The organism is Gemmatimonadota bacterium (assembly GCA_016719105.1).
Taxonomy (GTDB): Bacteria; Gemmatimonadota; Gemmatimonadetes; order Gemmatimonadales; family Gemmatimonadaceae; genus SCN-70-22.
In genome coordinates, this window is sequence record JADKAQ010000016.1 from 247,729 (window position 1) to 269,751 (window position 22,023).

16 protein-coding genes and 4 pseudogenes are annotated in these 22,023 nt (G+C 65.6%); 9 read left to right on the forward strand and 11 right to left on the reverse strand.

The annotated features are described in order from the left end of the window. Positions 1 to 59: 59 nt before the first annotated feature. Together IPN47_17165 and IPN47_17170 are read right to left on the reverse strand one after the other, a co-directional pair. Entirely contained in the window at positions 60 to 566 is a 507-nt protein-coding gene (locus IPN47_17165) for a hypothetical protein (protein MBK9409739.1), read from the reverse strand. A 42-nt stretch (positions 567 to 608) separates the two neighbouring features. Next, positions 609 to 1,235: a hypothetical protein gene (locus tag IPN47_17170; protein ID MBK9409740.1), complete on the reverse strand. Its 627-nt coding sequence runs from the start codon at positions 1,233 to 1,235 to the stop codon at positions 609 to 611. A gap of 519 nt (positions 1,236 to 1,754) precedes the next feature. Here IPN47_17170 and IPN47_17175 point away from each other — a divergent pair. Next, the gene (locus IPN47_17175; protein MBK9409741.1) at positions 1,755 to 2,996 is read left to right on the forward strand and encodes a transposase; all 1,242 of its coding nucleotides are present in this window, start codon (positions 1,755 to 1,757) and stop codon (positions 2,994 to 2,996) included. Positions 2,997 to 3,241: 245 nt separating this feature from the next. Here IPN47_17175 and IPN47_17180 read toward each other — a convergent pair whose 3' ends face one another. Both IPN47_17180 and IPN47_17185 read right to left on the reverse strand, forming a co-directional pair. Beyond that, the gene (locus IPN47_17180) at positions 3,242 to 3,907 is read right to left on the reverse strand and encodes a carbohydrate binding family 9 domain-containing protein (GenBank protein ID MBK9409742.1); all 666 of its coding nucleotides are present in this window, start codon (positions 3,905 to 3,907) and stop codon (positions 3,242 to 3,244) included. Positions 3,908 to 4,123: 216 nt separating this feature from the next. Further along, a complete protein-coding gene (locus IPN47_17185; protein MBK9409743.1) occupies positions 4,124 to 4,642 on the reverse strand; it encodes a GNAT family N-acetyltransferase in 519 nt (172 codons plus the stop codon). A gap of 207 nt (positions 4,643 to 4,849) precedes the next feature. Between IPN47_17185 and IPN47_17190 the strand changes: the two genes are divergently transcribed. The 5 genes and pseudogenes from IPN47_17190 to IPN47_17210 all read left to right on the forward strand — a co-directional run bounded on the left by IPN47_17190 (position 4,850) and on the right by IPN47_17210 (position 13,209). After that, positions 4,850 to 5,860: a 3-keto-5-aminohexanoate cleavage protein gene (locus tag IPN47_17190; GenBank protein ID MBK9409744.1), complete on the forward strand. Its 1,011-nt coding sequence runs from the start codon at positions 4,850 to 4,852 to the stop codon at positions 5,858 to 5,860. Next, on the forward strand, positions 5,857 to 9,768 hold the full coding sequence (locus tag IPN47_17195) for a prolyl oligopeptidase family serine peptidase (protein ID MBK9409745.1): 3,912 nt from the start codon (positions 5,857 to 5,859) through the stop codon (positions 9,766 to 9,768). The genes IPN47_17190 and IPN47_17195 overlap by 4 nt, the downstream gene beginning before the upstream one ends. Positions 9,769 to 9,938: 170 nt before the next feature. After that, the gene (locus IPN47_17200; GenBank protein MBK9409746.1) at positions 9,939 to 10,709 is read left to right on the forward strand and encodes an alpha/beta fold hydrolase; all 771 of its coding nucleotides are present in this window, start codon (positions 9,939 to 9,941) and stop codon (positions 10,707 to 10,709) included. A 1-nt stretch (position 10,710) separates the two neighbouring features. Beyond that, positions 10,711 to 11,776 (forward strand): annotated as a pseudogene (locus tag IPN47_17205) (tartrate dehydrogenase). After that, positions 11,773 to 13,209 (forward strand): anion permease, encoded by a 1,437-nt coding sequence (locus tag IPN47_17210; GenBank protein MBK9409747.1) that lies wholly within the window; start codon positions 11,773 to 11,775, stop codon positions 13,207 to 13,209. The pseudogene IPN47_17205 and the gene IPN47_17210 overlap by 4 nt, the downstream one beginning before the upstream one ends. Positions 13,210 to 13,533: 324 nt before the next feature. Here IPN47_17210 and IPN47_17215 read toward each other — a convergent pair whose 3' ends face one another. After that, positions 13,534 to 14,544, reverse strand: a complete 1,011-nt coding sequence (locus IPN47_17215; GenBank protein ID MBK9409748.1) for a DNA translocase FtsK — start codon at positions 14,542 to 14,544, stop codon at positions 13,534 to 13,536. 125 nt (positions 14,545 to 14,669) lie between these two features. Between IPN47_17215 and IPN47_17220 the strand changes: the two genes are divergently transcribed. Further along, positions 14,670 to 15,194 (forward strand): transposase, encoded by a 525-nt coding sequence (locus IPN47_17220; GenBank protein MBK9409749.1) that lies wholly within the window; start codon positions 14,670 to 14,672, stop codon positions 15,192 to 15,194. Positions 15,195 to 15,451: 257 nt separating this feature from the next. On the opposite strand, the pseudogene IPN47_17225 reads toward IPN47_17220, so the two are convergent. Both IPN47_17225 and IPN47_17230 read right to left on the reverse strand, forming a co-directional pair. Further along, a pseudogene (locus IPN47_17225) lies at positions 15,452 to 16,195 on the reverse strand (IS3 family transposase). Beyond that, on the reverse strand, positions 16,192 to 16,458 hold the full coding sequence (locus IPN47_17230) for a transposase (protein MBK9409750.1): 267 nt from the start codon (positions 16,456 to 16,458) through the stop codon (positions 16,192 to 16,194). The pseudogene IPN47_17225 and the gene IPN47_17230 overlap by 4 nt, the downstream one beginning before the upstream one ends. 209 nt (positions 16,459 to 16,667) lie before the next feature. On the opposite strand from IPN47_17230, the pseudogene IPN47_17235 reads away from it, so the two are divergent. Continuing rightward, positions 16,668 to 17,771: pseudogene (locus tag IPN47_17235) on the forward strand (IS3 family transposase). Positions 17,772 to 17,823: 52 nt separating this feature from the next. On the opposite strand, the gene IPN47_17240 reads toward IPN47_17235, so the two are convergent. From IPN47_17240 to IPN47_17255, 4 genes are all read right to left on the reverse strand, one after another. Next, on the reverse strand, positions 17,824 to 18,489 hold the full coding sequence (locus IPN47_17240) for a hypothetical protein (GenBank protein MBK9409751.1): 666 nt from the start codon (positions 18,487 to 18,489) through the stop codon (positions 17,824 to 17,826). Positions 18,490 to 18,678: 189 nt separating this feature from the next. Continuing rightward, entirely contained in the window at positions 18,679 to 19,263 is a 585-nt protein-coding gene (locus IPN47_17245) for an NYN domain-containing protein (protein ID MBK9409752.1), read from the reverse strand. 201 nt (positions 19,264 to 19,464) lie between these two features. Further along, positions 19,465 to 19,878, reverse strand: coding sequence for a putative toxin-antitoxin system toxin component, PIN family (locus IPN47_17250; protein ID MBK9409753.1), 414 nt, complete (start codon positions 19,876 to 19,878; stop codon positions 19,465 to 19,467). Continuing rightward, positions 19,875 to 20,138 carry an AbrB/MazE/SpoVT family DNA-binding domain-containing protein gene (locus IPN47_17255; GenBank protein ID MBK9409754.1) on the reverse strand — a complete coding sequence of 88 codons (264 nt, stop codon included), beginning with the start codon at positions 20,136 to 20,138 and terminating at the stop codon, positions 19,875 to 19,877. The genes IPN47_17250 and IPN47_17255 overlap by 4 nt, the downstream gene beginning before the upstream one ends. 195 nt (positions 20,139 to 20,333) lie before the next feature. Here IPN47_17255 and IPN47_17260 point away from each other — a divergent pair. Beyond that, a pseudogene (locus IPN47_17260) lies at positions 20,334 to 21,853 on the forward strand (transposase). Positions 21,854 to 22,023: the final 170 nt, after the last annotated feature.

Here is a 22,023-nt window from a genome sequence, read left to right on the forward strand (position 1 = left end):
CAGTTAGGTGGAAGTGTCAACCAAAGTGGAGCAGGTTCCGCGGTCTGTTGCAGCGCCCGTTAGCGAGCGGGGCGCCGATCGAGCGCGGCGAATCCGGACGGTGCCTGCTGCGCGAGGTCGACGATGCCGAGGAAGGCCTCGTTGGTGCCAGTGAGAAAGGCGGTGCCGTATGCCGCGATGTCGGCGGCGAGATCGCGGAAGGAATCGAGAGGATCGGAACGGAAGCCCGGATAGCGCGCCGCACCACGCGGAGCAACCGCGCGCATGAAAGCTACGTGCGGCAGGGCGTGCTCCCCTAGGCGGTATACGACGTCGCCAAGAGAGTGGCGCGTACTGAACTCCAGGCAACGCGAGTCGCGGACAAAGGCTCCTTGGGCGAAGCGGCCACCGCTGCCGCGGTCGACCACGCCGGGGATATACTCGAACCCGTGCGCAGTGAGCAGCGGCGCGAGCAAAGCAGCGCCTTCGTCGCGCATATGCGTCGGATCCACGTCTGCCTCCTTCGGCTCGCTAACGTTGAGCATCAGCTGCGGCCGAATCAAATAGAGCGAGCGAAGCGAGCGCACAACGGCTCGGCCGTCTGCTGCATGCAGTGTTAAGCCGCACGCTCATGTGAGCTCGGTCCATCGGTGGTCGGCGAAGCGCGCAAAGCGAAGGAGTAGCAACAGGGAATGAAACGCCTCCTCCTCGTCAATCTGCTGATCGGTGGCATGTGCGGCTTCGTCGCGCCAGTAGCGAAGCAGCTCAACGAACGAATCGAGCTGCCGCTGAACGACGGCATTCTGCTGTCGCTGCAGAAACTGCACAAGTTTCGCCGTGCCACTAGTCTTTCGATAATCCGAGAGCACGCGAGACTCATCGTGCGTCTTCGCAACTGCCAAGGAAAGGAGAATCGACTCGGCCGCCGCACCGCTCATCACGCAGCATGAGAAGTACAGTCCGCCCGCATAGCAGCGAAGAGCCTCCGTTGCGCGCGGAGCGAATGAGTCACGGAACCTGTCGCCGTGCGAAAGAAGGTGCTTGGCAAAGCGCGCGTGCTCCGACGGCTGAGGAGTGGCCTCGTCGGGGGACGAGATGCGGGATTCGCCGAGAATGGTCAGGCGGAACTCGTCGCCCGGAAAGCGGAGCTGACCTTTGGCCGCGAGCATGCCCGGCGCTAGGACGCCGCGACGTACAAGCTCCCACGCAGCAATCACGAAGGGGGCGGTGTTCGTCGTCTCGTCGAGCTGAGACACCGACGACCTCTGTGAGGGGTCTCGCGCGATTTCGCGGAGACGGTCCTGGATGACAGAGCGGATGCTGAACTGGAACCCGGGATCTGTGGAGTTGTGGAAGCTGCGAGCGTGACTCTGCCAGCGCGTACGGAGCCACTCAATCAGGAAGGCGAGTGCATCGTCCGGCGATATCGTCGGAAGTCGTATGACAGTCGTCACGATGAATGATGGGTGGCGGCTTAACGCTGGCTTCTGTTGCGAGCGGACCGCGCGATCTGTCGCGTGGCGCGGATAGTCGGTCCGCTCGTCAACAGCAAGCATCGTAAGGCCCGGACGACCGGACAGTGCGTCGGAATGGCCCCTCGCGCAACGGAACGGTGACAGGGAGCGGCCGAGTCGGACGTATTCTCGGCGCTCCCCGGTCCCGGAGCGCGCATGCCCGATGCGGCCCCGGCGGCGCGTGGCGTCTACAAGCCCCGACGTCCGCAAGCGTCGCCGCTCTTTCGGCTGGTGTCAGACCATCTGCATCGCCTGCAGACGGTGTACGACGACCGCTTTGCGCGCGAGTACGGCCCGTGGCGCTCCGTGGTCGCGCAGGTCGCCGAGAAGTTCCTCGCGTGTGGCATCCTCGACCACGGGTTCGCGCGCATCCGCTGCACTGCGTGCGCGCACGAGTACCTGCTCGCGTTCTCGTGTAAGTGCCGCTACTTCTGTCCGAGCTGCCACGCGAAGCGGCTCGCCATCTGGACGCAGTGGCTGGACACCACGCTCCTCGCGCCCGTGCCGCACCGGCAGGTCGTGCTCACCATCCCGAAGCGGCTGCGCGCCTACTGTCTCTACCGCCGCCGCCTGCTCGGCGAGATCGCCCGCGTCGCCGCCCGCACCGTCACCGCCGCCATTCGCACGCTGACCGGCGAGCGCGACCTCGCGGTCGGCATCGTCGCGTGCCTGCAGACGCACGGCTCCCGGGCCAACTGGCATCCGCACCTGCACCTGCTCGTCACCGACGGCGGCTTCCGGCCGGACGGGACCTTTGTCTCGTGGCCCGCCCACGATGCCGCGCGACTGACGGAGGCGTTCCGCCGCGCCGTCCTCCGGCTCTTCGTCCGCCTCGCGCTGTTCGATGAGGAGCAGGCCGCCGGGATGCTCACCTGGCCGCACTCGGGGTTCCACGTCCATACGGCCGTCTGGGTCCCCGAGGACGATCGCGCGTTCGCGACCCGCCTCGCGCGTTACTGCGCGCGGAATCCCGTGGCGCTGGAGCGGCTCACCTACGACCGCGCCGCCCACGCGGTGACGTATCGCTCCGACAAGTCCGAGGGCCCGACGGCGGGCACCGAGACCGTGGACCCGCTGGAGTTCCTGGCCCGGGTGCTGGTGCACATCCCCGACAAGGGCCAGGTCACCACGCGGTACTATGGCTGGTATGCCAACCGTCCCCAGGGCATGCGGCTGAAGGCGACGCCCGGCGCCGCCGGGCCGCCCGCGATCGTGCCCCGCGCCCCGCCTGGCGCCGACCGAGGTGGCCCGCCGATGGGCGCCGCTCCTGCAGCAGATCTTCGAGGTCGACCCACTCGCGTGTCCCACCTGCCGCGGCGCGATGCGCGTCGTGGCGTTCATTACGCAGTCGTCGGTCATCGACCAGATCCTCACCCACCTCCGCACCCGCGCCGTGCCCGCGCCCCACCCCGGCGCCCGGAGCCCGCCATCGACGCGGGCCCCTGCGAGCCGGAGCCCCGCGCGCGCCCGCGCCCGGTCGCCGACGCCCCGCCGCCCGGCTGAGGACGCCCCCCCACCCCCCGCCCCACGCGGGGGCGGTCGGCGTGGGCGGCGGTACCACCGGTCCGTCAGATGAGCCGCCCAGGTTCGACCACCCATGGTGCCGAAGGTCGTGACCGACGTTCCCCCGGCGCTCACGGCACCAGAACGAGATCGATGGCCTCCCCGCCGCCCGCCACGAGGCGCTGGCGAGGTCGGCGATCGCGCGCTATGGTCGACGCATAGCCGACTCGCGCCGATCGAAATTCCTATCCCGCTATCCCGACCGTCCAACTTGCGTCCCAGTTGACGTTGAAGCCGCCCAGGCCACCGGCGAGCGCACGGTTCTGCCCCGGCACGGCGGCGCCGCCGCCTTCGCCTTCCCGGATCACCTGTCCATCGTACTCCACTCCCGCCGGCGTGGTGGCGAAGACGAAGCCATTCTGGCGGTCGTGATAGGTGTCGAAGATCAGCGCGATGTGGTCGCTGTTGGAAAGCGTGACATCGCGGATCTTCTCGCCGGGCACGATCTGGCTCGGCTCGCGATCGTACATCCGCGCGGCGATGTAGAGCGACTGTCCATCAGTCGCGAGCCGCACGTCAGTGCGTTCCGTGGCCGGCACGCCTTCATTGAGCTCACGCTGCAGGAAGTCGGTGATCGGCACTGCCTGCTGCCACATCGGTTCGTCCAGCCGGCCATCGATCTGTGGCGGCGTGGTGATCTTCAGCGCGCGAGCTTCCGGGAGCGGGCGGGCGCGGGCGGCGCGGGCGAAGGAGTCGGCGCGGGCAGCGTCAAGGCGGACGGGGGCCGGCGTCGCCCCCTGAGCCCGGGCATCCGCCGGGAGCAGGGCCAGAGCGCTGACTGTCAGCGTTGCCAGAACGCGGACCAGCCACGGAGTGTGACCGACGACTGCTGGGACGCGCGAATGCGCCATGCGACGATTCCGGAGGACAGTGCGGTGTGAGCGACGCGGGCGGTGCATCAGCGTCGGGGAAATATGCGAGAGAGCGTGTATTGCACTACGCAGGTGGCGAATCGAGTGCTGAACGGCATCCGGCGGCGCAACGGCCACGGGTCCCTGCAGCGTCGATGGCGCGACGACAGGAGGTCGGCGGCGCGCCGGCGCCAGCGAGACGCGCGCCACCACGGCTCACATACAGGTCCCCGGCTGCGTCGGCGGCTTCGATTGACCCGCGTGCGTGTCGGGGCCCGCATCCCACTCCGCTGCGAGAACGCCATACATGACGACCGACTCGAACTTCCCCCACCGAAAACAGGCATCGCGCTGTACGCCCTCATGTTGCATGCCGAGCTTCTGGAGCACGCGTCCGACGCCGGATTGCGAGAAGTGCCGCCCGAATGCCCGGTGCAGCCGGATGTCGGTGAAGCCGCGGCGATGACTGCGCGCGCGGCCTCCGTGGCACCCATGCCCCGAGGAGTCGACGCCGATCCAATAGCCGACTTCACCGTGCCGGTGCGCCTCGGAAATCTTCAGACTGATGGCGCCGAGCAGCGTGTCCGGCGTGGTGCTGGCGCAGATTGCGAGCGTCAGGTTCTCGCGGTGAGCCCATGCGTCGCGGTGCGTCGCAATCCAGTCCGCCGCGCCGCCCGCGGGATACGGGTGCGGAATGGTGAGCGTGGCATCGGCAACTTCCCAGACGCCGGCCAGGCGTTCGACGGACGGGGGCGTCTGACAGGTTGAACGGGCGCAGGACCAGCCGGTCGGTAGAGAGCGTGGGCAGCTGTGTCATGAAGAAGGCGGTTGTGTCGCGATTTGGCCTTGAGGGACACGTAACAGCCGACACCGCCCGTCGGTCACGGCTCGCGCCGTCCTCGAGCTGGGAATATACTCGAGCGACCCCTACCGAAACGCCCGATGCCCTCGGCAACGCACGCCGCCTTTCGCTACACCGACACGCTCGCCTATCTCGATCGCGTGCGTCAGGGCCTGCCGCCGGTGATCATCTGCTGTGCGGTGAACGGTGGTGTGCAAGGCAAGGAAGTGAATCCCGCCATCCCGGAATCGGCTGAGGAAATCGCCGACGCCGTGAATGCGGCGTACCGCGCCGGCGCCGCCATGGTTCACGTGCACGCGCGTGATCCCGACGATCCACCGGAGCCGGCCCGGACTGCGCACGACTGGCAACAGCTGGTGCGCCTGATTCGTGATCGCTGTCCCGAAGTGATCATCAATGTCACCACGGGTGGCAGCGTGGGCATGACGGACACCGAGCGACTCGCCAGCCTCGAAAGCGGTGCCGAGATGGCGTCGCTCAACCTCACGCCCGACATGAGCCTCGTGCGCACCCGTGAGCGACGTGCACCACTGCGCTCGCCACGCGCGGCCACCGAGATCGACGACTGCTGGCCGGTCACGTTCGGGATGGTGGAGACGTTCGCGCGCGAGATGCAATCGCGCGGCATCAAACCGGAACTGGAGACGTATCACTCGGGGGGCGTCGCCGTCGTCCGGCACCTGATCGACAGAGGCCTGATTGCGGCACCCTACTGGATACAGACCGTCATGGGCTATCAGGCCGCCAGTCCGCCCACGGTGCAAGCGGTGCTCGACCTGCTGCGCGACTTCCCCGATGACACCCTCTGGCTCTGTTCCGGCATCGGACCGCATCAATTGCCCCTGACCACGCTCGCGCTGCTCATGGGCGGCCATGTGCGCGTCGGACTCGAGGACAACATCTACTACCGCCGCGGCGAACTGGCTGACAGCAATGCGCAGCTCGTGGCGCGCACGGCACGTCAGGCGAAGGAACTCAATCGGGCAGTCGCAACACCTGCCGAAGCACGCGCGATGCTTGGGCTTCCGGCCTCCGCCGCGTACGAGACATCTGTGCACCCATCCGCCACCAACCCGGGATTCACCCAATGAACCGAATCTCCACGCTGGGATTGCTCGCCGCACTCACGGTGCCATGCAGCATCGTCGCGCAAGGTCGTGAGACCGACACGCTCAGCATATCTTCGCCGCTTGCGCGCGTCGCGTACCTCACGCAGCTCGATCGCCTCGACGACACACGCAGTGATGATGCACGCTGCAGCGCCGCCGCATCGCTGAACGCCTTCGTGTTGCTCGGTGGCAGCGTCGATTCGGTCGCACGCCTCTTCGGGTTGCCACTCGATCGTACGATCGGCACCGCACACCGCGTGCAGGAACGACTCTACCTGCACGCCGATGTGGACGGAGTGGCCGGTGTCATTGGATCGACCAAACCGGTGATCGACGCGACCGGAGCCATCGTCGCATCACGACGCTCTGCAGGCGACGAGTTCCATCGCGTGCTCGACGTACTCGGCCTGCGTGCCGAGCCACTCTTTGGCGCCACGATGGCCACGGTTGCTGCCAGGGAGCGCGCGGTCACCGACTATATGCGTCGCACTGCGAACCCGGTGTTCATCGTTGGTGCCGATGCCGACCTCAGTCGCGGCGCACGCCCGAGCCGTGCGCCCACGGCAGGATCGGCCAATCACTACATCGTCATTGCCCGCGTCGACGGCGTCTGGCAGAAGGTGGATAGCTGGTACCGGGCCGGCCAGCAGACCGTCTCGCGCCTGACCGAGGCCGAGGTGCGTGGCTTCCTGCACCAGACGCCCGTCACGCCGTGGGGCGTGGTCCGCGACGCGAATATCGCGCTCCGACTGCCGACACCCGGATACGATGGTCCGCCAGAAGGCCGCGATCTGATGAGTGCTGCCAAACGCGCGACAGTGGCCGCGAGCAGCGCCGCGACGCCGCTCGTGCCACTCGATCTCTTCCGGCTCGAGACGGTGAACGAACCGCAGCTCTCGCCGGATGGCACGCGCGTGGTGTACGTGCGTCAGAGCTTCGACATCATGCGCGACCGCAAGGTGACGCAGCTCTGGCTGGTGAACGCCGACGGATCGATGCATCGGCGGCTGACGGCCGGCGACGGCAACGAACGTGCGCCACGGTGGACCCCGTCGGGTGATGCGGTCATCTATCTGTCGAGCGTGGATGGCACGACGCAGATGTATCGTCGTGATGTGGCGAGTGAACAGACCGTTCGCCTTGCGAAGCTGCCATCCACGCCGGAATGGTTCACGATCTCACCCGACGGATCACAGATCGCATTTGCGATGCTCGTCGCCACACCACCTCGCGTTCCCGCGGGGATGCCGACTGCGCCCGCCGGTGCGACCTGGGCACCATCCGCGATCGCGGCCACTGACGTTCGCTATCGCAGCGATGGCGCCGGCCTGCTGCCCAGCGGTCGCACCGAATTGTTCGTCGTGCCAGCCACGGGGGGAACGGCACGCAAGGTCACCGCTGGTGGCGTGCTGCAGTACGGGCGTGCGTACGGTGCGACCCCGGGTATCTGGACGCCCGATGGTGCGGCGCTCATCGTTACCGCCAACGGGAACCCGTCGCCCGATCTCACATCGCGTTCGTCAGACCTGTTCGAAGTGCGCGTCGCCGATGGCGACGTGAAGCCGGTATTCCGTCGCCGCGGGACGAATCGTTCGCCGGCGATTTCACCCGACGGCAAGTGGCTCGCCTTCGTCAGCGTCGCGGACTCCGGGCACGCCTGGACACAGCCGCGACTCTGGCTGGTCCCACGCACTGGTGATGCAAAACCGAAACTGCTCTCGGCTGGCTTCGACGCTGCGATCGACAGTCCAGCGTGGCTTCCCGACGGCAACGGTCTGTTGTTCCTGGCCGATCGCGAAGGACGGGCCGGTCTCTGGCGTATCGCGCTCGATGGCACCACAACGTTGGCGGCCGACTCACTCGCCAGCGATCTCGACGCGTACGGCGGCGGTCAGGCATTCTCGATGAGTCGCAGTGGTGCGCTGGCAATGACGCGCGGATCGCCAACCGTACCGGGTGATGTCTGGTTCGCGACGACTGCTGGCACTCTCACGAAGCAGCTCACGGCCGTCAACGACGATGTGTTCGCTGATCGGCGGGCGGGGCAGGTCTCGTCGTTCTGGGCGAAGTCCTCGAAGGATGGCCAGCGCTTCCAGTCGTGGATCATCACGCCGCCGGGCTACACGCCGGGCAAGAAGTATCCGACGATCCTCGAGATTCACGGCGGTCCGTTCGCCGCGTATGGTGATCGCTTCGACATCGAGAAGCAGTGGATGGCCGCGCAAGGCTACGTCGTGCTGTATGTGAATCCTCGCGGGTCGACAAGCTATGGCGAAGCATTCGCACGATTGATCGACAAGACCTATCCCGGTGACGATGCCGATGACCTCCTGACCGCGGTCGATTCCGTCGTGGCACGAGGCCTGGCTGATCCCGCGCAGCTCTACGTCACCGGTGGCAGTGGTGGCGGACTCCTGACCGCGTGGCTCACGGCGCGCACCACGCGTTTCCGCGCGGCGGCGGTGCTCTACCCCGTCATCGACTGGACCAGTGAAGTGCTCACGGCCGACAACGGCTCGCACTTTCAGGGACACTGGCTGCGCGGCGCGCCGTGGGAGAATCCCACGCACTACTGGGCGCAGTCGCCGTTGTCGCGCGTGGCCAGTGTGCAGACGCCGACGCTCGTGATGGGTGGCGACGGCGACTACCGCACGCCGTTCGGGCAATCCGAGGAGTGGTTCACCGCGTTGCGTCTGCGCGGTGTGCCGACGGAGCTGGTGCGCATTCCCGGAGAATCACACGGCGCGCGTGACCGGCCCAGCCACCACATCGCGAAGGTGGCGTACATCACCGACTGGTTCACGCGCCATCGCGACACGCCATGCTGCGCCTTACCAGCGGCTGAAAACACCGCCGCGCTGACCGCCTTCGCCGACTCCGCCGCGCGCGGCGACTTCGGCTACGTGGACGCGGTGCACGTGGTGCGCAACGGAGTGCCGCTGATTTCGCGCACCTTTCCTCGCAGTTACGAGGGGGTGTATGCGATGAAGAAGCCGCCCGGTGTGTTCAACTATCAGGACCCGAACTGGCATCCCTTCTATCAGGGTCGCACGCTCCACACGCTGCAGTCGGTGAGCAAGAGCATCGTGTCGCTGGTCTACGGTGTCGCGATCGCCCGCAAGGACATCGCGACCATCGATCAGCCGATCGCGCAATTCATCCCGGCGCATGCAGCGGCGTTCCGTGACTCGGTGCGCCGTAAGATCACGATCCGGCACCTGCTGACGATGACGTCCGGCATCAGCTGGCCCGAGGGAGGTGGCTACGGCAGTGATGACGACATCACGCAGCGCATGGAGAACAGCAGTGACTGGGTGTCATTGGTCCTCGCCCAGCCGATGGAGACCGAGCCAGGCACGAAGTACCACTACAACGATGGTGCGGCGGCGCTGCTGGCCGAGGTGTTCCGCGGTGCCACGGGTGTGGACCTGCAGGTGTACGCCGAGCGGCATCTCTTTGCACCACTCGGCATCACGCGCTTTCACTGGAAGCGATCATCGGGCGGCCTGACCGATTCCGAGGGTGGCCTGTATCTCGAGCCCGCGGATCTGGCGAAGCTCGGCCAGCTGATGCTCGATCAGGGCATGTGGAATGGCACCCGGCTGGTGAGTGCGGAGTGGGTGGCGGAGTCGGTGCGCGGCCAGCAGCCGGTGAAGCCCGGGCAGCCACCGGCCCGGGTCAACTACGGGTTGATGTGGTGGACCGTCGGTCCGGGCGTGCTGCAGGATTCCGGAGCGTACTTCGGGTGGGGTTATGGCGGGCAGTATGTGTTTGTGTTTCCGAAGACGCGTACGGTGGCGGTGCTGAACCAGTGGATGTTCCAGGGGCAGGAGATTCAGCCGATCGCGTTTGCGCGGCGGATTGAGCGTGCGATTTCGACGATGCCGTGACTTCGCCCGATGCACAAACCCGGAGCGTGGTGTCCCACACGCTGCGCGATGTCCCCGCGCAGCGTGTGGTGGTTGGCACCGGGCCGGATGCGATCACGCTGAATGTGCGTGTCGGCACCAACACGGGGCCACCCGTGCTCCTGTTGCACGGTCATCCGCAGACGCACCTGATGTGGCATCGCCTCTGGCCGTTGCTGGCGCCGCATTTCACGCTGGTTGCGCCTGATCTGCGTGGGTACGGCGACTCCGGCAAACCCGCCGGCTCTGCCGATCACGCGACCTACAGCAAGCGCGTCATGGCCGCCGACCTCGTCGCACTCATGGAATCGCTCGGCCACCATCGGTTTCTTGTGGTCGCGCACGATCGAGGCGCGCGCGTGGCGCACCGCCTCGCGATGGACGATCCGGCGCGCGTGCGTGCGATGGTTCTGCTCGACATCGCGCCGACGCTGGCGATGTACGAACAGGCGAGCGACGCCTTCGCTCGCGCATACTGGCACTGGTTTTTTCTCATTCAGCCGGCTCCGTTGCCTGAAGCGCTGATCGGTACGAACGGGGCGCTCTATGTACGCAGCATCCTGGGCGGTCGTCACGCCGGTCTCGGCCCATTTCCCGCCGACGTGCTCGCAGAATACGAACGGTGCGCGAGCGACCCGGCCACGATCCACGCGATCTGCGAAGACTATCGTGCGTCCGCCAGCATCGACCTCATGCACGACCGTGATGACCGCACGGCTGGTCGTCGGCTGCGCGTGCCTCTCAGGGTCCTCTGGGGGCAGCACGGCGTCGTGGCCCGGTGCTTCGATGTGCTGCACGAGTGGCGACGCGTGGCTGAAGCGGTTGATGGACGCGCACTCGATTGCGGCCACTATCTGGCGGAAGAAGCACCCGACGCGCTCTGCTCCGACATCCTGCCATTCCTGACGACCTACGCGCACTGACATGAGCCATCACTATCGAATCGCCAGCATCCCCGGCGACGGCATCGGCGTTGAAGTCCTGCCGGAAGGCATGCGAGTCGTTGATGCCGTCTGCCGGCGGCACGACATCACGGTGACCTGGGAGCACAAGCCATGGGCCAGTTGTGCGTGGTACGCCGCGCACGGCGAGATGATGCCGCCGGACTGGCGGGCGCAGCTCCTGGGCACCGACGCGATCTTCTTCGGAGCGGTGGGCTGGCCTGCCACGGTTCCGGACCACATCTCGCTCTGGGGCAGCCTGCTGCGTTTCCGGCGGGAGTTCGACCAGTACGTGAACCTGCGTCCGGTGAAACTGATGCCCGGCATTCCTTCGCCGCTGGCTGGGCGGGCACCGGGCGACATCGACTTCTATGTCGTCCGCGAGAACACGGAGGGCGAATACTCCAGCATCGGCGGACGGATCTTCGAAGGACGGAGCGCGAGACCGTCATCCAGGAAACCGTGATGACGCGGACGGGCGTGGATCGTGTCCTGAAGTTCGCATTTGAGATGGCGCAGCGGCGCCCGAAGCGGCATCTGACATCCGCCACCAAGAGCAACGGCATCTCGATCACGATGCCCTATTGGGATGAACGCGTTGTCGCGATGTCGGCGCATTTTCCCGATGTGAAGGTGGACAAGTTCCACATCGACATTCTGACCGCGCACTTCGTACAGCACCCCGACTGGTTCGACGTCGTGGTGGCCAGCAACCTGTTCGGAGACATTCTCCGATCTGGGGCCGGCGTGTACCGGCACCATCGGCATCGCACCGAGTGCGAACATCAATCCTGAGCGACACTTCCATCGCTGTTCGAGCCCGTGCACGGCTCGGCCCCGACATCGCCGGTCGTGGTATTGCGAATCCGATCGGTATGATCTGGTCCGGCGCACTGATGCTCGAACACCTTGGCCACGCCGAGGCGGCGGCTGAGGTTTTGCAGGCGATCGAGCGCGTGTTGTCCGACCCGCATTCGCCACGCACGCCGGACATGGGTGGCACAGCCGGCACGGCTGACGTCGGGCGGGCGATCGCGGCAATGCTGTGAGCCGGTTGCGGATCGCGCTTCCGCTGCTCGCCGGACTCGGGCTGGCGCTTCTGTCGCCACCCGACGGACTCGCGCCGCACGCATGGCGCTACTTCGCGGTCTTCGTCACGGTGATCCTGGCGCTCATCACCGAGCCATTGCCCGCCGCCGCAGTCGGATGGATCGGCGTGACGTTCGTGGCCGTCACCGGCGTCCTGTTTTCGCCGGCGCAGCATGCGGATCCTGCGTTCAAGGCACCGGCAGAAGCCATCAAGTGCGCGCTGGCCGGTTTCTCCAACGCCACCGTCTGGCTGATCTTCGGCGCGTTCGTCTTTTCACTCGGCTACGAGAAAACGGGACTCGGCCGCCGCATTGCGCTGTTGCTCGTCAGAAAGCTTGGTGGGCGCACGCTCGGCCTCGGGTACGCGATCACACTCGCGGATCTGGTCCTCGCACCGTTCACGCCGTCCAACACGGCTCGCAGCGCGGGTGCCGTCTATCCGATCATCAGGAACATTCCGGCGCTCTACGGTGCGGGCCCTGACGAATCGCCGCGCAAGATCGGCGCATACCTGATGTGGGTGGCCTTCGCCAGCACCTGCGTGACGAGTGCCATGTTCGTCACCGCGCTCGCACCGAACCTGCTGCTCGTCAACATCGTTCGGGATCGGGTCGGGATCGGGATCACGTGGACGCAATGGTGCCTCGGATTTCTCCCGATTGGAGTTCCGCTGCTGGCGGCACTGCCCTGGCTCATCTTCCGGCTGTTTCCACCGGAGATCACGTCGAGCGAGGAGGTCCCCGCGTGGGCAGCCCGCGAACTGGTTGCGATGGGGCGCGTGACGCGTGCTGAGCGAATCATGGCGGGCCTGGTCGGTCTGGCGCTCGTGTTGTGGATCTTCGCCGGTCGCTGGATCGACCCCACAACGACCGCGCTTGCAGTGATCGCGCTGCTCCTGATCACTCGCACGATCACGTGGGATGATCTGGTCGCGCACAAGCCCGCGTGGAACATCCTCGCCTGGTTCGCCACGCTGGTGGCGCTCGCGGACGGCCTCAGTCGGGTGGGTTTCATCAGCTGGTTCGGGCAGCGTGCGGCCACGGTGCTGTCCGGGTATCCGCCGACCTTCGTGATGTTGATGCTCGTCGTGGTGTTCTTCCTGATCCACTATCTCTTTGCCAGTCTCACCGCGCACACGACCGCGCTGCTGCCCGTCGTCCTGGCCGCCGGTGCAGCCGTGCCGGATCTGCCGATGCAGCCGTTCGTGATGCTGCTTGGCTACTCGCTCGGATTGATGGGTGTGCTGACGCCATATGCCACCGGACCAGCGCCGGTGTACTACGCCTGCGGATTTCTCGATCGTCGCGACTTCTGGCGCCTTGGGCTGGTGTTCGGCGCGATCTTCCTCGCCGCGTTGCTGGCGCTTGGAGCGTGGATGCTGGTGATGATGTGAACGACGTGTTGGTCGGGGCACTGCACCGTCCGGCGGGGAACGGCCGGCGGGGTGGCCGCAAGCTTCCCCGGAGGCAGGGCCACGAACAGTCAGACTTCGGATCGGTTTGACGTCCCCCCGGAAAAGGTGTGTGTAGGACGGGTAAGCCTACGCGGCCTCGGGGGAGCTGCCCGTCAGGCTGATCCTATTGACCAATTCGGCAGCTCCCACCGCAAGACTTATTCGGGCAACCCGTCCAATCACAAGAACGCAAGTCATGCGGGCAGCAGGACAATCGAACGAGCAAGCGCATCACTAACTGCGTCAAGCAAAAAGTACATAGATCTAAAGTTCGTACCGCGCAAACTGGACACGGAGTTTCGCGCTTCCCACCTTGACAATCGCATCACCCTTTCCCACAAGCAACTCTGCACCTCCCTCGTCCAATACAACACGACTTTCTGTGCCCGTGTTGACGCGCAGCGCAATCCTACCGGGCAGATTCCCCTTGACCACGGTATTCACAACCTGAACGACTGGCTTCTGTGTCGAAACAATGACGTGAATGCCGGCCGCACGGGCCTTCTGCGAGAGACGCTGTAGGCACTTCTCGATCTTCTTTCGATCACCATCGTCGCTGACAAGATCCGCGTACTCATCAAGAACGATAATCCATCGTGCGATCGTTTCGCCTGTCGCTCGATAGTCCTCGACACTCCGGACCAATGGGCCGGCACGCCGAAATTGCTCGTACCGTCGATCCATTTCGGAGACAGCCCCTTCGAGTAGCTCAATCGCGTCTTCGCTGGTCCATCCTATCCGACCACCGGAATGCGGAAGTTTTGCAAGACTCGTCAGTTCTGTTTGTTTTGGATCGACAAGATGAAGCTCCAGCTCATCCGAGTCATAGTAGCGAGCGGCGCCGTGGAGAATCGTCAGCAGAGCCTCAGACTTCCCACTCCCGGTCACGCCGGCGATTAGCAAGTGTGGTGAATTGGAGCTCGCAAGATCGATCTGGACGATGTTACCGGCTACGTCCTCGCCGAGCGGGATCGCAAACTTTCCACTGCCTCGCCGCCATCTTGACCACATGTGCACCGCATCGACGAAGTAGCGCTCCGCGTCAGCCTTCGGGACAGTAAGGAGAATCTTTCCCAAGTGCGTCGAGCATCCGATAAACGCGTCCGCTGGAAGCTTGAGGCGAAGCTTGAGGTTGTCGAGCTGTGCCTCAACCCTACTAACCGACACACCGTATGCGGGCGACACTGCGTACTCGACAAACGCCGGACCTTCCTGATAGGGAATCTCACCTGCGGGCCGAATAACCTTTACACCGAACTCACTCAGCGAAGACAACAGCGAAGCATACCGAGACTCAAGCGTCTGCTTGCCAAGCAACCTATGGACAACAGGCTGAACCTCCGGCGCCGAATCCGCGTCGCGATGAAGCTCATGCTGACTTTGAAGCTGATGACTGTCCTGTGGAGCGGCTCACCTACGACCGCGCCGCCCACGCGGTGACGTATCGCTCCGACAAGTCCGAGGGCCCGACGGCGGGCACCGAGACCGTGGACCCGCTGGAGTTCCTCGCGCGAGTGCTCGTGCACATTCCGGACAAGGGGCACGTCACGACGCGGTACTATGGCTGGTATGCGAACCGCCCCCGCGGCATGCGGCTGAAGGCGACGCCCGCCGCCGCCGGGCCGCCCGCGATCGCGCCCGCGCCTCGCCTCGCGCCGACCGAGGTGGCCCGCCGATGGGCGTTGCTCCTGCAGCAGATCTTCGAGGTCGACCCACTCGCGTGTCCCACCTGCCGCGGCGCGATGCGCGTCGTGGCGTTCATTACGCAGTCGTCGGTCATCGACCAGATCCTCACCCACCTCCGCACCCGCGCCGTGCCCGCGCCCCACCCCGGCGCCCGGAGCCCGCCATCGACGCGGGCCCCTGCGAGCCGGAGCCCCGCGCGCGCCCCGCGCCTGGCCGCCGACGCCCCGTCGCCCGGCTGAGGACGCCCTCCCCACCTCCCGCCTCCACGCGGGGGCGGTTGGCGTGCGCGGTGGTACCACCGGTCCGTCAGATGAGCCGCCCAGGTTCGACCACCCAGGGTGCCGAAGGTCGTGACCGACGTTCCCCCGGCGCTCACGGCACCAGAACGAGATCGATGGCCTCCCCGCCGCCCGCCACGAGGCGCTGGCGAGGTCGGCGATCGCGCGCTATGGTCGACGCATAGCCGACTCGCGCCGATCGAAATTCCTATCCCGATCCGCCACGCTTCGATCTTCTCGATCGCATCTTCGATCGACTCGAACTGCATCACGTTCAGGCACTCATCGCGCAGCCGCCCATTGAACGACTCTATGTGCCCGTTTTCAGTGGGTTTTCCGGGATGGATGAAGTCGAGCTTCACGCCTCGCCGATACGCCCATTCTTCGAGCACTTTCGACGTGAACTCCGTGCCGTGATCGATCGTGATCGACGCCGGTGTGCCAGTGCGCTCGATCGCCCGGTCCAAGGCCGCGACAACGTCGCGGCCGCCGAACGAAAACCGCGGCTCAAGCAACGGAGTCTGACGACTGAACTGATCGACGATGGTGAGCACCCGAAAAGCCCTGCCGCCGAACAACTGGTCATGGACGAAATCCATGCTCCAACGCTCGTGCGTACGCCGCGCCTGAGGAACGGGGCCGCGATGCAGGCTCATGTGTTTGCGACGACGCACTCGCATGCGGATTTGCAGCCCTTCGAAGCGATACCAGCGATACACGCGCTTCCGGTTCACGTTCCAGCCCTCTCGTCGCAGCATGACGTGGATGGGCTGATAGCCGAAGCGCGGTCTGGCGTGCGCGATCTCGCGGATGCGAAGTCGCAGTGCCGACTGATCTCTCGCCTGGCTCTTGGCATACCACCCGCCATGGGAAAACTGCCCCAGCTCGATCGCCTTGCGTACGCTCACCGCGTAGCGCTCCCGAATCCACTCGGCCAGCGCGCGTCTGCGCGCTGGCCTCAGAGCTTTTTTCGGACGACTTCTCCCAGGATATGCTTGTCGAGCGTGAGCTCGGCGACCAGACGCTTGAGCCTCGCGTTCTCATCGCGCAGCTGACGCATCTCGCGGATCTCCGTCATGCCGAGCTTGCCGTACTTCCTCTTCCACAGGTAAAAGCTCGCCTCGCTCACGCCCAGCTGCCGGCACACGTCGACCACGGGCGTCCCGCCCTCAGCCTGGCGCAGCGCGTAGGTGATCTGCTCTTCCGTAAACCGCCTGCCCTTCATGCTCCTCGTCTCCTCTGGTGGGAAACCTCAGAGCCAGCTTGGTCCAACTCCAAACTGTCCGGAATTCGGGGACGACGCCAAATGCGGCCTTGACTCCCCGTCCCGCGGTACTGAAATGGGGGTCAGGTCAGTAGTGACCTGCGCCCCGAAAACGGGACCAGATGATAGGTTAGGGGCACGAGCCCGGCGAGGCGCCGGAGGAGGCCCACATGAAGCGGAAGCGCTTCACCGAAGAGCAGATCGTCGCGATCCTGAAGGAGGCGGCGGGCAGTGACAACGCCCGCTTGGTGGTGCTAGCACGGCATCACCGAGACCACGTTCTACCGCTGGAAGGCGAAGTACAGCGGGATCGGCGTGCCCGAGGTGAAACGGCTCAAGGCCCTCGAGGACGAGAACGCGCCTCAAGCGCCTCGTGGCCGAGCTCAGCCCTCGACAACGCGATGCTCAAAGACGTGGTGGGACGAAAGTGGTGACGCCGGCACAGCGACGGACCGCCGTCACCTATCTCAAGGCCACGTATCCCGTGAGCACCCGTCGCGCGTGCGAGCTCGTGCACCTGGCGCGCTCGCGCTGGTATCACCAGAGTACCCGGCCCAGTGATGACGCCTTGGCGGACGCGTTGCGCGAGAAGGCCGCCGAGCGACCCCGCTGGGGCTATCGCCGGCTGCACGTGCTCCTCGCCCGCGACGGCTGGCAGGTGAATCACAAGCGCGTGCGCCGTGTTTATCGCAGTACGGGGTTGCAGGTCAGACGACGGAAACGGAAACAGGTCGCGCTCGCGCGGGTGCCTCGTCCCGTCGCCATCCAGCCGAATCAGGTCTGGGCGATGGACTTCATCAGCGATCAGTGCGCGACCGGTCGCCGCTTTCGCGTGCTCAGCCTGATCGACACGTGCACGCGGGAGTGCCTCGCATTGGAAGTCGACACGTCACTGCCCGCCGCTCGCGTGGTGCGCGTCCTCGAGGACGTCACCAGCCTGCGCGGCACGCCACGCGCGATCACGGTGGACAACGGGCCCGAGTTCGTCGCCCGCGCGCTCGATGCGTGGGCGTATGCGCGTCAGGTGCAACTCGCCTTCATCCGCCCCGGGAAGCCCGTCGAGAACGCGTACGTCGAGCTTTCACGACAAGATCCGCGCCGAATGCCTGGACCAGCACTGGTTCACGGATCTGCATGATGCCCGAGGCATAATCTCCGCGTGGCAGGACGACTACAACACGGTCCGTCCGCATAGCTCCCTGCAGCAATTGACCCCACACGAATACGCGCGCACCTTCACCCATTCACCCCAGTCCCCGGCCTACACTTCGTAGTGGTCCCGTGAAGGGGCGCAGGTCACCGCCCATTGTCAGCTCCAACCTCATGTTAGGCCGCACCGTCAGGTGATCTATCCGTGGGCGCTTCCACTCCTGGCGAATACACCTGCGCCGCCACCCGCAGATTGGCCGCGGGATCGGTCGGAAGTTCCGTCAGTGGTACATCGAGAAAGCTGTCGAGGATCGCGATTGTCGACTGCAGAACTGCGACGAGCTCCGGATTCCTCAGCCGCGCATCTAGCAGTCGTGACTCCCGCACCCCTTGGCAGTACTCCAAGAGTGCCGTCAGGGCACGCCTGATGGTCTCCTTGGAATAGGGGAGTTCATCAGTTGAACGAAACATGCACCGGGCGTGAGGTCTCGACTCATCCGCCAAAAGGCTGCTGTACGCCTCTCTTATGCGCTCCACCGCTTGTAGGTGCTCGGGGTTGTCGAGATCGACAGCGCCGAGGAGGTCCGCTTCTTTCACCGGCGGACTGGGCGCGAAGTTCATCCGAGCCTCTAGCGCCATGGCGACGCGTGTCGCGCTAACGCTTTGCGCTACCCTCACGCCAGCCACAGCAAATGGCACAAGGGCCCATTTCCAGCCGGTGAAGTACCAGACAGCAGCGCCTATCGCGCACCAGAGCCACGTAGCATTGGCATGCGTTTGCGCGCTCGCGCGAAACTGCTCCGCTGTATTGCCATCCTTGATGGCGGCTTCGACCAAGCGCATCGGCAAGTAGTTGCTAGTCCGGTGAAGCGGTGTCCTACGGCGGCCTAACGTTCGAGCTCAACTGCAGCGGAAGGCAATAAAATGCGCGCAGCGCATACGCTAATGATCCGCTGTCTGTTGCAGCGAGTGTTACACCGCCGCGCGAAAAAGTCGACCGCTAGAGTGGCTATTCGCGACACGCGAAAGTCGCTAGCTCGTCACAGCATCGCCGTCGCCGTTGACGGGCCGGAGAAACATGGTGGCCTCAAGGGGCAAGAAGACATCGGCCACTTGGCGGAGTTGAGGGCTCAGCCCGTGTTGGAACGACGCAATCACTACCTGCTTGCCGCTTCGTTGGACCTCCGCTACCAAGGGTACAAAATCCTCGTCGCCGGTAACGAGAAGTAAGACATCGAAGTTGTCTTGATACGTGTTGCTTAGCACGTCGGTACAGATCTCGATGTCGAGGCGCTTGGACGACTCACCGCCACTTGGACGCTGATAGATCCGAGGAGTCAGCTTCATTCGCTGATTTCCGATTGTCTGACTTCCAAGGTCGCATTCGCGAAGTGCTTCCAATGACGCCTGTCGCTGTACATCGTCGTTCCCAACGAGGGAGAAGTAGTACGAAGCTCTGATGACGTCGAATGGGATGATGAACTCCTGAAACGGATTCGCAACCCAGATGTAGTTTCTTGGGCTATGTACCTTGTGTCCATGCTCGACGTGGCTGCGGGCGGCAAGCACTCTCTCGTAGCCGCGCACCAAATTCTCGCCGTCGACGAAGACCATCATTCGCTTTCGTGTCACGATCACGCTCGTTCGACGCATCTGTCGGTCAACGGTGAGGAGCCATAGAACGTCAGAAATGCGCAGGCGCGTAGCACAACAGGATGGCGGGCGGTGTAACGTCAAGTTGTGCTGCGGCCGATCCAAATAGAGCGAGCGCAGCGAGCAGTCACTCGCTCGGCCGTCTGCTCCAACTAGAGTTAGCTGTCACGCGTGCAGCTGCCGGTCGACGAACTGCCGCGGCGTCAGGACGTCGATCGACTGCCATCCGGAGACGCGCAACAGGTGCTTGTCCCCCGAAACGACGACCGTGGCACCGCCCGCGAGCGCGGCCGCCAGAAACTTGTCGTCGTCCGGGTCTTCGCACACACGAGACGCGAGCGCGAGCGCGTTCACCACGGTGGCATGCACCGCGACCATGGCGAGCAGCGCGTCCAAGGCGCGAACGAGCGGTTCCCGGCCAGCAGCCAGTGCTTGGCCAACTCGGCGATATTCGTCCAGAATCTCCGGCGAGGCCACGAGCCGAAACTGGCCGTCGGACCACGCCGTGAGGATGCGAGCGGGCGTGCCCCCGAAGATCAGACCGGAGACGAGCACGTTCGTATCTATGACGACCTTCACTTCTTCCGTCGCACTCGCTTGACCGCGGCGGCCACGTCGCCCGGCTTGACGCCGGCCTGCCGCGCGGCACGGCGAGCCTGGGCCGACAAGGCGGCGAACTCGTGAAGGGCTGGAGGCTCCAGCACCTTGAAGATCACGACGTCTCGGTCGGCTACGACGACGAACTGCGCGCCGGCCTTAAGGCCGAGGCGCTGGCGAATCTCTTCGGGGATGACCACCTGTCCCTTGGAGGACAGCGTGGTCGTGGCAGTCTCAGTCATCGGCGGTGTCCGGGTGTCTTACCAGTAAGTCTGGTGGGCGCCCCTGTTGGCGTCAAGCGCCGCCGGAACGTACGCCTAACGAAGCTGTAGGAAAAGTCCCGCAGCGCCCGCCATGTGGAAACGGAACTTGGGGTCGCGCCTCGGGTTTGGGCTGATAGCGAATCTGTGCGTCGCCCTTCTCTGCGTCGAGATCCCATGGCCCGCTACAAGGTGATCGACACCAACCCCCGGCTGCTCCCGGTGAACCTGGCCGCGCAGCTCCTCCCCGGCACCTTCGAGCACGCGGTCGATCCCTTGCTCGATCACGCGATCGACCTGTCCCGTTTCGACGTCCGGTTTCGGAACGACGTCACCGGTGCGCCGGCCTACCCCCCAGCGGTGTTGCTCAAGGTGGTGCTGTGTGCCTACGCGCGCGGCATCGTCAGCAGCCGGGCGATCGCGCGACTGTGCGAGGACCACGTGACGTTCATCGCACTCTGCGGGACGCGCACCCCGCACTTCACCACGATCGCCGCGTTCGTGAGCGGCCCTCGGCGGACATCGCCCACGTCTTCGCGGCCGTCCTCGCGGTGTGCGACCAACAGGGGCTGATCGGCCGCGAGATGTTCGCGATCGACGGCGTGAAGCTGCCGAGCAATGCGTCGAAGCGGCGCAGCGGAAGCGCGCCGACTTCGAACGGCAGGCGGAGAAGCTGGAGGCCGCGGCGGCCGCATGCTCGCGCGCCATCCAGGCGACGGACGCGACCGACGACGGACCGCCCACTCCGCCCGACGGGCCGCCGACGTCGCGGCGGACGCGGGACGCCGAGCGCCTCGCGCGCCTCGAGCGCGACGCGGCGCAGCTGCGGGCGTGGCTCGCGGCGCACCCCGACGACCGGCGCAGTGCCAAAGGCGCGGTGCGCCTGAGCAACCGCACGGATCCCGACAGCGCAAAGATGGCCACGGGCAAGGGCGTGGTGCAGGGCTACACCGCCGTCGCGGCGGTCGACGCGAAGGCCCAGATCATCGTCGACGCGCAGGCGCATGGCACCGGGACGGAGCAGGAGCTGCTGCTGCCGGTCGTCGCGGCCCTCGTGCCGCAGTGCACGGCGACGACGCTGATCACCGCGGACGCCGGCTACCACAGTGAAGCGAACCTGCGCGCTGGCGATCCAGGACCGTCCCGCGCTGATCGCCGACAACGGCATGCGGGCGCGGGATGAACGCTTCGCCACGCAGGCACGCCATCAACAGGGCCCCGATCCCTTGCACGACAAGTCGCGCGTCCCGACGAGCCTGCCGCGGTATCTGCCCAGCGACTTCACCTTCGCTCCCCTCGCGCGCACCTGTGTCTGCCCCGCGGGCAAGTCGCTCTATCGGAAGGGGAAGGATCTCGTGATCAAGGGCTACCGCGGCGCGCAATTCCGCGGCGCGAAGCGGGACTGCGTGCCGTGTGCACATCGCACACGCTGCCTGCGCACGCCCGATCGGACCGAGACGCGGCAGGTGATGTTCTTCGACGGGCCCGCACCCGGTCGGCCTGAGAGCTACACCCGGCAGATGCAACGGCGCGTGGACACCCCGGAGGGCCGCGCCCAGTACGGGCGGCGCTTCGCCACGGTGGAGCCGGTCTTCGCAAACCTCCGGCACAACAAGGGGCTCGCACGCTTCACGCTGCGCGGCCGCGAGAAGGTGGATGGGCAATGGAAGCTCTTCTGCCTGGTCCACAACATCGAAAGCTGGCCCACGCCGGATACGCCGCCTAACGGGGCGGAGGCGCGCCCCTTGGCGCCCCACGAGGACCGTGAGGCACCGGCGAACGCATCACGGGCCGCCCGACCCACCTGCCCGTCGTGGTATCGCGTATCGCGCGCCCATCGGCCTTCGAAGTGGGCTTATCCTACACC

Coding starts and splice junctions, on each gene's coding strand:
- IPN47_17195 (MBK9409745.1), top strand. CDS start 5,857: ATGAACCGAATCTCCACGCTGGGATTGCTCGCCGCACTCACGGTGCCA.
- IPN47_17245 (MBK9409752.1), bottom strand. CDS start 19,263: ATGATGGTCTTCGTCGACGGCGAGAATTTGGTGCGCGGCTACGAGAGA.
- IPN47_17190 (MBK9409744.1), top strand. CDS start 4,850: ATGCCCTCGGCAACGCACGCCGCCTTTCGCTACACCGACACGCTCGCC.
- IPN47_17230 (MBK9409750.1), bottom strand. CDS start 16,458: ATGAAGGGCAGGCGGTTTACGGAAGAGCAGATCACCTACGCGCTGCGC.
- IPN47_17255 (MBK9409754.1), bottom strand. CDS start 20,138: ATGACTGAGACTGCCACGACCACGCTGTCCTCCAAGGGACAGGTGGTC.
- IPN47_17200 (MBK9409746.1), top strand. CDS start 9,939: ATGTGGCATCGCCTCTGGCCGTTGCTGGCGCCGCATTTCACGCTGGTT.
- IPN47_17240 (MBK9409751.1), bottom strand. CDS start 18,489: ATGCGCTTGGTCGAAGCCGCCATCAAGGATGGCAATACAGCGGAGCAG.
- IPN47_17180 (MBK9409742.1), bottom strand. CDS start 3,907: ATGGCGCATTCGCGCGTCCCAGCAGTCGTCGGTCACACTCCGTGGCTG.